The following is an 11,938-nucleotide window of genomic DNA, read 5'->3' on the forward strand; positions in this document are numbered from 1 at the left end:
CCCGGCTCGGCCGGGGCTTTCATTTTGATCGGCGTCGCGTCATCGCTGCGCGACCAACCGCGCCAGCGCCGGCAGGATCCTGTAGCGCGCGATCTCGTGCGGATATTCGCCGCGATTGGCGAGCAGGACGATGCCGAGCCGGCGCGCGGGCACGAGGCCGATATAGCCCGAGGCGTTGTTGAGGCCGCCCGGCTTGTCGAGGACCGTCACGCCGTCGAGATGCACGGTCTCCCAGGCCATGGCCTGGCCGAACTTCTCGTCGACGCGAAAACTCTCGTGCTGCGTCATCCGGATCGCCTCGCGCAGCTCGGGCTCGATCGACCTGCCGTCCGCGCAGGCCGCGACGAAGATCGACAGGTCGCGCGCCGACGAAAACATCTGGCCGGTGCCCGGAAAGTCGAAATAGCTCTGTTGATTGCCGGGCGGCCCGATCGGCGTGCCCTCATCGGAATAGCCCTGCACGGCGCGCGCCATCTGCGCATCACTCAGCATTGCGCGGTGGTCAGGCGCGCGCTCCGGGACGAATGTCGAGCTCATGCCGAGCGGCTTCAGGATGCGGCTCGTGATCAGCTCGCGGATCTGCGTGCGATAGCGGCGCTCGAGCACGAGCTGGAGCAGCACATAGCCCGCATGGGTGTAGATGCGCTGCCTGCCGGGCTCGACGCCCTGTGGCGGCGCGAAGGCGTTGAGCATGTCGAGGAACTGCGTGAGGTCGAACGACTCGTTCGGCCAGGGCGGATGATCCGTCGGCAGCAGCAGGCCGGACGTATGCGTGACGAGCTCGCCGATCGTGACGCGGCGGATGTAGTCGCCGTCGAGTTCGGGCAGGTACGCCGCCACGCGCTCGTCGAGCCGCAATTCGCCGCGGCGTGTCCCGAGCGCAACTAGCGTTGCCTCAAAGGTCTTTCGCAAGGAGGCGAGGTTGAACAGCGTGTCCGACGTGACCGGAATCCTGGTGGCGTCGTCGGCGAAGCCGTAGTTGAAGAAGTCGACGTGACGACCCGCATAGAGCGCGGCGGCAAGGCCACCGGGATAATCCGACGTTGCTGTCGGCGCGAGCTCTGTCGCCACGATGTCCCGCAACATCGGGATCATGTCGGAGTCCGCGTGAGCAGGACGGGCGAAACCAAGTGCGAGCGGCAGCAGCGCGGCCTTGGCAAGGCAGCGCCGGCTGATGGCAGGGCGCGGTGAGGGAACAAGCGGGTGCACGCAGTCTGATGATCAATTCGAATCGCCCCCGTTTCACACTTATCGGCAAATGTCGCGCGTCCCAATTCACGATTGCGCGGGGACGGTTCCGCCCGCGGAGGAAAGAAACTAAGCTGGACGGCTAACAATCATTGACGGCGCTCAGCGCCCCGTCTATAGTTAGCTACATGGCTAACCAACAATCCCGACTCGACCAGGTTTTCGGCGCGCTGTCCGATCCGACGCGCAGGGCGATCGTGATGCGGCTGTGCGCCGGCGAGGCGTCGGTCGGCGAGCTCGCCGATCCCTTCGCGATGGCGCTGCCGAGCTTCATGAAGCACATCCGCGTGCTCGAGGAGAGCGGCCTCGTCGAGTCCGAAAAATCCGGGCGCGTGCGCACCTGCCGGCTGTGTCCGGAGGCGATGGCGGGCGCGGAGGATTGGCTCCAGCAGCAGCGGGCGATCTGGGAGGCGCGCCTCGACCGGTTCGAGGCTTACGTGATGAAGCTGAAGAAAGAGAAGGAGAGGGCGGTTGCCAAGCGGCCGTCCCGAACAACCAAACGGAAAGGTGCCGAGTGATGACGAGTTCTGCCAACCCCGCTTTGTCGCAATGGTCGCTCGATCGCGAGATCGTGCTGTCGCGCGTGATCGACGCGCCGCGCGAGCTGGTCTTCGAGGCGTGGTCCGACCCGAAGCATCTGCCGCAATGGTTCGGGCCGTCCGGCTTCCGGATCGAGACCAAGGAGATCGACGTTCGCGTCGGCGGGGTCTGGCGCTTCGACATGATCGGGCCTGACGGCACGGTCTATCCGAACCGCATGCGCTTCCTGCGCATCGACAAGCCGCGGCTGATCGAGGTCGATCACGGCTCGGACAAGGATGAGGATCCCGGCATGTTCCGCATGACGGTCACCTTCGACGCCCACGGCGACAAGACCGTGCTGACGCTGCGGCAACTGCACCCGACGGCCGCGCAGCGCGAGACCGTGATCGGCTTCGGCGCCGTCGAGCTCGGCTACCAGACGCTGGACAAGCTTGCCGCCCATGTAGCGGCCCTAAAGGGTTGATCGCACTCGCAATCCACCGATCGCGCGGGCCGGGCTCGCGCCCGGCCCGAATCGAATCAGGCACACGCATTTTTGTCGCGACCGACTGGTTATTTGTGACAGAATTGCTACGGTTGGGTGTCGGTTCGGTTACACGCGGAGCGGTCGATGCGGTTGATGTTGCAGGCGAGGTCAAATCCCCTGGCCTGGTGGTGGGGTTCGCTGACGCTGGTCAGCAACGTCAACATCCTCGTATGGTTCATGCTGTACCGCGAATTCTACCAGGTCCCGACGGGTGGGTTCGCCAGCGTGTCGGGAATCGGACTCATGCTGCTACTCTGCGCCGGCTACGTGTTCGGCTGTGCGTTCCGCTCGTTCCTGCCGCGCGCCGACGTGCAGCGGATCTGCCTGTTCGACACCTGGCTGTCGAGCGTGTTCGTCGGCCGCTCGGTCGCAACCGCCGCTGAGCTCTGCTTCGCCGCGCAATGGGCGATCGTCCTCGCCCAGCTCGGCGGCATGGCGGGGGCGCAGACCACCGCGAACATCGCACTCGTGATCGTGCCCGTGATCATCATCGCCGAATGCTTTTCCTGGTATGCGGTCCTGACCACCAACTACCTCTACAACGCCATAGAGAATTCGCTGTGGGCGGTGGTCTTCTTCCTGGTCGGGATAGCGCTGTGCCGGTTGCTGCCCGAATTCCAGGGGCCGGTGCGCTGGGCCCTCATTGCCGGCATCGTCGGGATCGCCTGCTATCTCGCCTTCCTCGTCACCGTCGACGTGCCGATGTATCTGAGCCGATGGCGGGCAGGGCATCCCGAGGGCGGCAGGCTGCTCGGCCTGCTCGAAGGTCTTCATGACGTCGCCACGCGCTGGGTCGTGACGCATGACGTCGCGCATTGGAAGGGGGAGCTTGCCTGGATGGCGCTCTATTTCAGCGCGGCGGTGTGGTCGAGCCTCGCGCTGTGCGCGCTCTATGCGATGGAAGGCTATCTGACGCGCTACCTCGTTTGAGCTGCTGCCCTTCAGGCGTCGCCGAGATCGACCTGGGTCAATATGCCCTGGCGCAGCGCGAGCCTGACGAGCTCGATATCCGACTCGACGCCGAGCTTGCCCTTGATCAGGGAGTGCAGGTTCGCGACCGTCTTGGGACTGACGTGGAGGGTCTCGGCGATCTCCTCGGTGGAGCGTTCGGCAAGCAGGAGCCTTAGCACCTCGAATTCGCGCGCCGTGAGGACGTCGGTCGCCGAGCTCTCGCCGGCGAGCCGGCTCAGCGCGAGCTCGTGGTCGATGTCGGGGCTGATGGCGACCCGCCCCGCAAGCACGTCCATCACCGCGCGCACCAGCGTCTCCGGCGGGCTGGTCTTGGTGACATAGCCCCTTGCGCCGGCGCGGATCGCCTGCACGGCGAAGCCGGCGTTCTGATGCATGGTGAAGACGAGGATTTTTGCGCCCTTGTCCCACTGCCTGATCCGCCGGATCGCTTCAAGACCGCCGATGCCGGGCATGCTCAGATCCATGATGATCAGGTCAGGCGCGCACTCCTTGAACAGCCGGTAGGCTTCCGCGCCGTCCGAGGCCTCGGCGACGACGCGCAGTCCCGGCTGCTTCTGCAGGACGGAGCGATAGCCCTCGCGGACGACGGCGTGGTCGTCGACCAGCATGATGGCCCAGCCCGCCTCGCTCATGCCGCATCCTCCAAAGCGTCGAGCTGCCCGTCGGCAGGGCTGACCGGAATCACGACGCGCAAGGCGGAGCCGCCGTCCGGTCCGGCCGTGAAGCTGAGCCGGCCGCGCATCGCCGCGACGCGCTCGCGCATGCCGAGCAGGCCCATGCCGGATTTGACGGCGGCATCGTTCGGCCGGCCGTCGTCGTCGATCGCGAGCGCGATCTCGTTTGCGACCATCGCCAGATGCAGGCTGACCTTCGTAGCGCCGGCGTGCTTGGCCGCGTTGGTGAGCGCCTCCTGCACGATGCGGTAGAGATTGGCGCTGATGGAAGTGGGCAGGTTCTCGAAGGCGCCCTCGAAGCGGATATCGAAGCGCGTCTGGCCGTGGCTGCGGCCGTTCCACCCCGCCACCAGGCCTTCGAGGCTCGCGACGAGGCCGAGCTCGTCGACATCGGGCGGCCGAAGGCGGAACAACGCGCCGCGCAGCGTCTCCATCATGCCGGTCGCGGTTCGCGCAATGCTGTCGCATTCTCCCAGCAACGCGGGGCAGTCCTGTGCTGCGGTCTGGTGGGCGGACGCGGCGAGCGCGCGGATTGCGGCGAGCGACTGGCCGAACTCGTCGTGGAGCTCGCGCGCGAGATGGCGGCGCTCCTCGTCCTGGAGCGCGATCAGCCTGCGCGTCAGTTCGCTGCGCTCGGACAGCGCTGTGTCAAGACTCGCGGCGAGATGATTGAAGACGTCGCGGATGGCGGACAGCTCCGCGAGGTCGAAGGGCGGCAGCCGTGCGGTAAGGTCATTGGCGGCAATGCGTTCGAGGCCGGCGCGAACGACCTGGGTCGGACGCAGTGCGCGCGCCAGTGCTGCGTAGACCAGGGCGCAGAGCAGCGGCAGCGTGATCGCAAGCACGGTCATCAGGCGGCCGGCCTCGTGCCAGGCCTCCGCGGTCTGCACGGCCGGATCAAACCAGACCACGCCGTCGCCGAGCTTGGTTCCGCGCGCGATCACAGGCCGGACCGCTTCGCGGCCGGGATCGAACAGGCCGCGATAGAAAGCCGCGAACGCTTGCGGTGGCACGCTCGCCGGATTCGGCGCGCCGCTACAGAACCGCTGGAGCATCTCGCCATTTGCTCCACGGAATCCAAGGCACAGGCCGGGCGTCATCACGAAGGCCGAGACGGGGTCAAGGTTCGGAAAGTCAGAGCGCGGGCTGTTCACCCACTGGGTCTTGCCCTGTTGCAGCTCCAGCGTCTTCGCCACGATGGCGGCGATTCCGTCGATGCGCGCATGCACCGCGCGGTCGGCCGTGACGAGGAAATAGGCGGAGATCGCGGCGAAGCAGGCGGCCGATACGGCGGCCACGCGCAACGTCAGACGGACCTTGAGATCGAACCTCGGGCGGTTCCACATCGGCGGGCACCTGGCGCGGACGGTATTGTCGCGTCCGCATTAAACGGCAGAACGCCAGCGGCGGAAAGCGCTACGCGTTACCGCAATGCAACGTCGTGAAATTTTCCCGGCATTGGCCGGGACGGGCACTGCTGCATGGTCTGAGGCGCCGGCCTAGCATTGCGTGTCCGCTGCGTCGCACGAGGCCCGCTCATGCACCTCTCCCGGTTGATCCTCTCTGCTCTTGTCGCTGTGCTCCTGGATGTCCGATCAGCAGGTGCGGGCACCGAGGCGGCCGCGGCAGCGCCGGTCGGCGTGACAATCGAGGATTTCGGCTATCTCGATACGTCGGGCGAGCCGGTCGACCAGACCGCCGCCCACGAGAAGCGGCTCAACGCGTTCATGGTCGCGCTGCGGCGGGATGTCGAGGCGGACAAGCGCTATCAGCTCACCCCCGCTGGACAAGCCGATGCAAAATTCAAGGTCGTCGGCGGCGTCCAGAAGACGAGCACGCTGGTGCAGTGGGCGAGGGTGGCGGTGATCGACGTCGGCGCCAACAAGGTCCTGTTCGAGAAGCTCTACACTTTCCGCGGCGACAACGACGAAGCCTGGAACCGCGCCGAGGCCTTCGTCTCCCGCGAGGTGATTGAAGCACTTGCGCGACCTGCGCCGATCGCGCTTGCGGTGTTCGCTTTCGAGCTCGAGGACACCACGGCTGCCCCAATGGCGGGCCTGAGCGAGTCCGATACCGCGCACCTGGCCGAGGTCACCAACGGCGTGCGCGACCGCCTCGCGCAATCCGGCCGCTACCGCCTGGTCGACGTCAGCGGCGCGAGCGGGGAGGCGGTAACGCGCCATGCGCTGCGCGACTGCGGCGGCTGCGAGGCGGACATCGCCGGGAAGCTCGGGGCGGACCAGTCACTGATCGGCGTGGTACGGCGGGTCAGCCGCACCGAATATACGATCGGATTCCAGGTCCGCGACACCAAGACCGGCCAGGTCTTCGCGCGCGGCGACAGCGGCCTACGCATGGGCGCCGATTATTCCTGGGATCGCGGCGCGGTGCGGCTGGTCGGCGACAAGCTGATCGAGGGCCAGTAGGCGCGGTGTTTCAGAACGTGAGCTGCACCTTCATCGACTGTGACCGGTCGCTGGCGAGCTCGAAGGCGGCGACCGCGTTCTCGAACGGCATGGTGGCCGTGATCATCGGCTTCACGTCGATCAGGCCTTCGCCCATCAGTCGCACCGCCAGCTCGAACTCCGGATCGAAGCGGAAGGTGCCGCGGAGCTGCAGCTCCTTGGCGACGATGGAATTGATGGGCAGCGTCATCTCGCCGCCGAGACCGAGCTGCACGATGGTCGCGCCTGGCCGCAGCACGTCTAGCGCGGTGCGCAGCGCAGCCTGATTGCCCGAGGCTTCAAAGAGGGTGTCGAACACGCCCTTGCCGGCGCGCCAGGGATCAAGCGCCGCGGCGTGCGACGCGACGTTGATGGCGTGCGTGGCGCCGAGTTGCTTTGCGATCGCAAGCGGCGCATCGGCAACATCCGTCACCACGATCTCGGCGGCGCCGCCGAAGCGCGACACCAGGATCATCAACGCACCGATCGGACCGCAGCCGGTGATCAGCACGCGCTTGCCGAGGAGGGGGCCGGCCTGCTTGCCGGCGTGCAGGCACACCGCGAGAGGCTCGGCGACTGCGGCTTCGGCCAATGACAGTTTGTCGGCAATCGGCACGGCCTGCGTCGCATCGACGGTCATGAACTCGCGAAAACCGCCCTGCACATGGGGAAAGCGCATGGCGCTGCCGAGGAAGCGCATGTCGAGGCACTGGTTGCGCATGCCTTCCTGGCAGTGCAGGCACTGGCCGCACGGCTTGCTGGGATTGACCGCGACACGCGTGCCCGGCTTCACGCGCGAGACGCCTTCACCAACTGCGGCAACGACGCCGGCGATCTCGTGCCCAAGCGCCATCGGCTGCTGAATGCGCACGGTGCCGAAGCCGCCATGGTGATAATAGTGCAGGTCGGAGCCGCAGATGCCGCCATTGGCGATCTTCACACGGACTTCACCGGGGCCGGGCGCGGGATCGGCAAAGCTGTCGATCCGCAGATCCTTCGGCGCGTGGATGACGACGGCGCGCATGGGTTCACTCCTTCAGCTCGTTCTGTGGCGGGGCGCGATCACATCGCGGCGATCATGCCGCCATCGACATAGATGATTTGTCCGTTGACGTAAGTAGAGGCGTCGGAGGCGAGGAAGATCGCGGCGCCCACCAGCTCATCCGGCTTGCCCCAGCGTTTTGACGGGATACGCCCCATCAGCCAAGTGTTGAAATCGGCATTGTTGACCAGCGCCTCGTTCATGTCGGTCAGCATGTAGCCCGGGCCGATCGCGTTGGCCTGGATGCCATGCTGGGCCCATTCCACCGCCATGGAGCGGGTGAGATTCTTGATGCCGCCCTTGGCTGCGGTGTAGGGCGCAATCGTCGGCCGCGCCAGCTCGCTGCCGAGCGATCCGATGTTGATGATCTTGCCGCGCTTGCGCGGGATCATCCGCTTGGCGGCCTCGCGGCCGATCACGAAGGCACTGGTCAGATCGGTCTCGATCACCTTGCGCCATTCGTCAGTGGTGAACTCGACCAGCGGCTTGCGGTGCTGGATGCCGGCATTGTTGACGAGGATGTCGACCGCGAGCCCCTCGCGGTCGAAGCGCTCGAAGCTGGCGACGATCGCAGGTTCGTCCGTGACGTTGAAGGCGGCGCCTTCGGCCTTGTGCCCGGCGGCGCGAAACTCGCCGACCGCCTGTTCGACCCGCTTGGGATCGACGCCGTTGATGATCAGCTTGGCGCCGGCCTTGGCCAGGCCTTCCGCAATCGCGCGGCCGAGCCCGCGGGAGGAGCCGGTGACGAGCGCGGTCCGGCCGGAGAGATCGAACAGGGTGGAGCTCATCCAAGAATCCTCAAACGTTGGAGCGGCGCACGGTGAGATCGGACCGGTCGAATACCGCAGGCAGCAGATCGACGCCAAGACCGGGACCTTCCATCGGGAAGACGTAGCCGTCCCTGATCACGGGCATCGTGGTGACGAGTTCATTGTACCAGCCTTTGTAAAAGGCGCGCACCGATTCCTGGATCAGTGTGTTCGGCTGGCTGAACGACATGTGGATCGCGGCGATGAAGCCGACCGGGCCGATGCAATCATGCGGTGCAAAGGGGCGATGATAGGTCTCCGCCATCGCGGCGATCTTGCGGCCCTCGGTAAGGCCGCCGGTCCAGCACAAATCCGCCATCACCACATGCATGGCGTCGCGGTCGAGCATATCCTTGTAGGGGAAGCGCGAGCCGAGCGTCTCGCTGGCGCAGACCCAGACATCGGTCGAGCGCGCATATTCGGCAAGCGCCTGCGGCGAGTTCATGCGGATCGGGTCTTCGTACCAGGTCGGCTTGTACGGCTCGAGCGCCCGCGCGATCTGTTTTGCGGTCGGCAGATTCCAGAGCGAATGGAGCTCGACCATGATCTCCATCTTGTCGCCGACGGCTTTGCGGATTTTTTCGAACGGCTCGATCGCCTGCTTCATCTGGGCTGCGGTGATGAAAAGGCCGTTGTTCTCCTGTGCCGCCGGGTCGAACGGCCAGATCTTCATGGCCGAGATGCCGCTCTCCAGAAGGCTTTCGGCCAGCGCGTCGGCGCGGTTCATGAAGGCGTCGAGGTCCTCATAGGGGCTCTGCACCTCGCCGAGATTCCAGTTCGAGACCGGGCGGATGTTGGTCGAGCGCACATATTTGGTGCCGGCGCAGGTGTTGTAGATGCGCTGCTTGTCGCGGCAGAGGCCGCCGAGCATCTGGTGCACGGGCTGGCCGCAGACCTTGCCGAAGAGGTCCCACAGCGCGATGTCGATCGCGGAGGCGGCGCGATACTCGACGCCGGTCGAGGACTGCGCCATCGGCAGATTGAGCATGTCGCGGTGGATCGCCTCGATGTGCAGGGGATTGCGGCCGAGCAGGCGGCCGGCAAAGGTGTCGTGGATCTGCGCTTCGACGGCGCCTGCGCCATAGAAGGTCTCACCCAAGCCGATGACGCCGGCATCGGTGTGGACGCGCACCCAGATCACATTGGCGAATTCCTCGGTGCGCAACGTCTCGATCGACGTGATCTTCACTGCAATTACCTCCCGTCGAGAGCGCAGCAAGCGCCTGTGTTGTTGTTCTTGCTTTGACTGTATTTGGGGCCGCCAATGCCTCGCGGCCTGGCCGCAGTCATACGCCCGCTTGTAATATATCACAACATGTTTTATGCATGTCACAAACAAGACGCGATCCGGCCCGGGACGAGGCGGGGTCGATTGGGAGGACAACATGGTGCGGCGCAAACGCGCGCTCGAGCTGGTCAATGCGGCAAGTGAAGGCGCGATCGGCCGGCGCAACCGCGTCAATTTCGTCGAGCTGGCCTATCAGAAGATCGAGGATCTGCTCGTCAATTGCGAGCTGAGGCCGGGTCAGTTCCTGACCATGCTCGAGTTGCAGCACATCACGGGCTTTGGCCGCACGCCGGTGCACCATGCCGTCAACACGCTTGCCGCCGACACGCTGATCATCATCCGCCCGCGCCACGGCTTGCAGGTCGCGCCGATTGATCTCGCCCGCGAGCGCATGCTGCTGGGCCTTCGCCGCGACATGGAACGCTTCGTGATCCGCCTCGCGGCCGATCGCGCCAGCCTGTCGCATCGCAACCAGGCCCTGCATATCGAGCGCGTGCTGCGCGAGCGCCGGGCCAAGCTGACGCTCGACGAGTTCAACAGCATCGACCGGCGTATCGATGCGCTGATCCTGGAGGCCGGCGGCGAGCCGTTCCTCGCGCACACGATGCGGCCGCTGCACACGCTCTATCGCCGCATCGGCTTCATTCATCACCGCCACATGCCGGGGCAGACCGACTTGTCCGGCACCATCGATCGCCATCTCGACATCTTGAAGGCCATCGCCAATCGCCGCGTTGAAGCGGCGGTCGAAGCCAGCGACGCGCTGATCGACTTCATGAATGCGATCTTCGTCGGGATGGAGGCGGGGATCGATCCGCGGCTGCTCGATTGCAGCATCGAGCCGCTGCTCGGCACGTAACAAATCTCAGGGAGAAACAGAACATGTCAACGATGGCCGCGCAACACATGCCACAGGAGGCCGCGAGCGAAGCCGCGGTCCGCTACCTCATCACCAACTACAGTCCCAAGGGCAATAAGGTCGGGTGGCTGATGATGGCCTCGATCCTGGTCGAGGCCTGGGACCTCTATTCGATCGCCTTCGTGCTGATCTTCATTCGCGAGCAGTACAATCCCGATCCCCTGATGCTCGGTCTCGCCGCGGCCGGCACGCAAGGCGGCGCCCTGATCGGCGCGCTGCTCGGCGGCTGGCTGTCCGACAAGATCGGCCGCCGCGTGATGTTCCTGGTCACGATGGTCTTGTTCATCGTGTTGGCGCTGGCGCAGGCCTTCGTGCCCAGCGTCGGTTGGCTGATCGTCATCCGCTTCCTGCTCGGCGTGCCACTCGGCTCCGACATCTCGACCGGCTACACCTACATCATGGAATCCATGGCCAAGGGCGAGCGCGAGATCATGGGCAACCGCTGGCAGTTCATGTTCGCGGTCGGTGAAGTCCTCACCATCGGTGTCATCGTGATATTCCTCCTGATCGACATGCAGCACGAGATGCTGTGGCGCATAACGCTCGGCCTCGGTGCCGTGCCCGCGCTGATCATCCTGATCATGCGGCACGACGTGCCGGAGACGGCGGTCTGGCTGGTGCAGAAGGGACGTTTCCGCGAGGCCAAGCAGGTCGCGCGCGAGATGTTCAACGACGATCTCGCTATGCTGCCGGACCAGGACGTGGTGGTGCCGAAGGTGCGCACCAGCGCGTTCCTTGCGGACCTCAGGAAGGACCCGATCCGCTGGCGCGCCACGATCTATGGCTGGATCGCCTGCTTCGCGCAAGGAAGCGAGTTCTCGACATTCGCGTTCTACCTGCCGGTGCTGTTCGTGATGGTCGGCGTGTCGTCCATCCTCGGCAACAATCTGGTGACGATGGCGCTGTTCTGCTTTGCCGGACTCTCGGGCTGGGTCGGGCCGTTGCTGACGCCGAAGCTCGGCCATCGCGGCATTGCGATCGCGGGTTTTTCGATCGTGCTGGTGTCGCTGCTGGTCGCGGCCTTCGCGCTCTACACCGACAACAAGATCCTGCTACCGTTTGCGGCCGCCGGCATGCTGTGGGGCCATTATTGGGACGCCTCGAACTGCATGACCATCCCGACCATGGTCGCCAAGCCGAAGTATCGCGGCACCGCGAGCGGCTTCGCCTACATGTTCGTGAAGCTGCCGTCCTTCCTGGCGATCTTCCTGTTCCCGGCGCTGTTCTCGGCGATCGGGCAGGCGAACGCCACGCTGTTCGTCGCGATCTTCCCGCTGATCGGTTTGCTCGCTGCGATCTTCATCCTGCCGGAGGTCTACGGCTACGAGAATGACTGACGGACGACGCAACCGCATAGCCCATGGCGGCCCTTTTTGGTTTTATCCGGACCGCCATGGGCCTCGGGCGCGCCGACGTGATCGCTGTCCGACGATCAACACCGCGAGGACGATGATCCCCATGGCGTCAACTACG

Annotated in this window: 12 protein-coding genes; 6 read left to right on the forward strand and 6 right to left on the reverse strand. The window is 65.4% G+C overall.

What is annotated here, in order from left to right:
• Window positions 1–39 precede the first annotated feature (39 nt).
• Window positions 40–1,095, reverse strand: a complete 1,056-nt coding sequence (locus Q2941_RS39550; RefSeq protein ID WP_458195876.1) for a serine hydrolase — start codon at window positions 1,093–1,095, stop codon at window positions 40–42.
• A gap of 281 nt (window positions 1,096–1,376) precedes the next feature.
• On the opposite strand from Q2941_RS39550, the gene Q2941_RS39555 reads away from it, so the two are divergent.
• From Q2941_RS39555 to Q2941_RS39565, 3 genes are all read left to right on the forward strand, one after another.
• On the forward strand, window positions 1,377–1,766 hold the full coding sequence (locus Q2941_RS39555; protein WP_027527220.1) for an ArsR/SmtB family transcription factor: 390 nt from the start codon (window positions 1,377–1,379) through the stop codon (window positions 1,764–1,766).
• On the forward strand, window positions 1,766–2,254 hold the full coding sequence (locus Q2941_RS39560; RefSeq protein ID WP_027527221.1) for an SRPBCC family protein: 489 nt from the start codon (window positions 1,766–1,768) through the stop codon (window positions 2,252–2,254). The genes Q2941_RS39555 and Q2941_RS39560 overlap by 1 nt, the downstream gene beginning before the upstream one ends.
• A gap of 147 nt (window positions 2,255–2,401) precedes the next feature.
• Window positions 2,402–3,247 (forward strand): hypothetical protein, encoded by an 846-nt coding sequence (locus tag Q2941_RS39565; protein ID WP_027527222.1) that lies wholly within the window; start codon window positions 2,402–2,404, stop codon window positions 3,245–3,247.
• 11 nt (window positions 3,248–3,258) lie between these two features.
• Here the strand turns inward: Q2941_RS39565 and Q2941_RS39570 are convergent, their stop codons facing one another.
• Together Q2941_RS39570 and Q2941_RS39575 are read right to left on the reverse strand one after the other, a co-directional pair.
• Window positions 3,259–3,921 (reverse strand): response regulator, encoded by a 663-nt coding sequence (locus Q2941_RS39570; RefSeq protein ID WP_027527223.1) that lies wholly within the window; start codon window positions 3,919–3,921, stop codon window positions 3,259–3,261.
• On the reverse strand, window positions 3,918–5,309 hold the full coding sequence (locus tag Q2941_RS39575; RefSeq protein WP_027527224.1) for a sensor histidine kinase: 1,392 nt from the start codon (window positions 5,307–5,309) through the stop codon (window positions 3,918–3,920). Before Q2941_RS39575 ends, Q2941_RS39570 begins: the two co-directional genes overlap by 4 nt.
• Window positions 5,310–5,501: 192 nt before the next feature.
• On the opposite strand from Q2941_RS39575, the gene Q2941_RS39580 reads away from it, so the two are divergent.
• Window positions 5,502–6,389, forward strand: coding sequence for a DUF3280 domain-containing protein (locus Q2941_RS39580; RefSeq protein ID WP_254113048.1), 888 nt, complete (start codon window positions 5,502–5,504; stop codon window positions 6,387–6,389).
• A 10-nt stretch (window positions 6,390–6,399) separates the two neighbouring features.
• Here Q2941_RS39580 and Q2941_RS39585 read toward each other — a convergent pair whose 3' ends face one another.
• The 3 genes from Q2941_RS39585 to Q2941_RS39595 are packed head-to-tail and all read right to left on the reverse strand — an operon-like array spanning window position 6,400 to window position 9,447.
• Complete coding sequence (locus tag Q2941_RS39585) at window positions 6,400–7,431, reverse strand: L-idonate 5-dehydrogenase (protein ID WP_458195877.1); 1,032 nt, start codon at window positions 7,429–7,431, stop codon at window positions 6,400–6,402.
• A 38-nt stretch (window positions 7,432–7,469) separates the two neighbouring features.
• On the reverse strand, window positions 7,470–8,237 hold the full coding sequence (locus Q2941_RS39590) for an SDR family oxidoreductase (RefSeq protein ID WP_027527227.1): 768 nt from the start codon (window positions 8,235–8,237) through the stop codon (window positions 7,470–7,472).
• Window positions 8,238–8,247: 10 nt separating this feature from the next.
• The gene (locus Q2941_RS39595; RefSeq protein WP_027527228.1) at window positions 8,248–9,447 is read right to left on the reverse strand and encodes a mandelate racemase/muconate lactonizing enzyme family protein; all 1,200 of its coding nucleotides are present in this window, start codon (window positions 9,445–9,447) and stop codon (window positions 8,248–8,250) included.
• 196 nt (window positions 9,448–9,643) lie between these two features.
• Between Q2941_RS39595 and Q2941_RS39600 the strand changes: the two genes are divergently transcribed.
• Together Q2941_RS39600 and Q2941_RS39605 are read left to right on the forward strand one after the other, a co-directional pair.
• Entirely contained in the window at window positions 9,644–10,405 is a 762-nt protein-coding gene (locus Q2941_RS39600) for a GntR family transcriptional regulator (RefSeq protein ID WP_458195878.1), read from the forward strand.
• 23 nt (window positions 10,406–10,428) lie between these two features.
• Entirely contained in the window at window positions 10,429–11,802 is a 1,374-nt protein-coding gene (locus Q2941_RS39605) for an MFS transporter (RefSeq protein ID WP_458195879.1), read from the forward strand.
• The last annotated feature ends 136 nt before the right edge of the window (window positions 11,803–11,938 follow it).

The sequence above is a fragment of the Bradyrhizobium sp. UFLA05-153 genome (assembly GCF_054185185.1).

Bases quoted from the DNA above. Each gene is read 5' to 3' on its own strand.
- Q2941_RS39560 (WP_027527221.1), top strand. From the start codon at position 1,766: ATGACGAGTTCTGCCAACCCCGCTTTGTCGCAATGGTCGCTCGATCGC.
- Q2941_RS39605 (WP_458195879.1), top strand. From the start codon at position 10,429: ATGTCAACGATGGCCGCGCAACACATGCCACAGGAGGCCGCGAGCGAA.
- Q2941_RS39585 (WP_458195877.1), bottom strand. From the start codon at position 7,431: ATGCGCGCCGTCGTCATCCACGCGCCGAAGGATCTGCGGATCGACAGC.
- Q2941_RS39555 (WP_027527220.1), top strand. From the start codon at position 1,377: ATGGCTAACCAACAATCCCGACTCGACCAGGTTTTCGGCGCGCTGTCC.
- Q2941_RS39570 (WP_027527223.1), bottom strand. From the start codon at position 3,921: ATGAGCGAGGCGGGCTGGGCCATCATGCTGGTCGACGACCACGCCGTC.
- Q2941_RS39600 (WP_458195878.1), top strand. From the start codon at position 9,644: ATGGTGCGGCGCAAACGCGCGCTCGAGCTGGTCAATGCGGCAAGTGAA.
- Q2941_RS39565 (WP_027527222.1), top strand. From the start codon at position 2,402: ATGCGGTTGATGTTGCAGGCGAGGTCAAATCCCCTGGCCTGGTGGTGG.
- Q2941_RS39580 (WP_254113048.1), top strand. From the start codon at position 5,502: ATGCACCTCTCCCGGTTGATCCTCTCTGCTCTTGTCGCTGTGCTCCTG.
- Q2941_RS39550 (WP_458195876.1), bottom strand. From the start codon at position 1,095: ATGATCCCGATGTTGCGGGACATCGTGGCGACAGAGCTCGCGCCGACA.
- Q2941_RS39575 (WP_027527224.1), bottom strand. From the start codon at position 5,309: ATGTGGAACCGCCCGAGGTTCGATCTCAAGGTCCGTCTGACGTTGCGC.
- Q2941_RS39590 (WP_027527227.1), bottom strand. From the start codon at position 8,237: ATGAGCTCCACCCTGTTCGATCTCTCCGGCCGGACCGCGCTCGTCACC.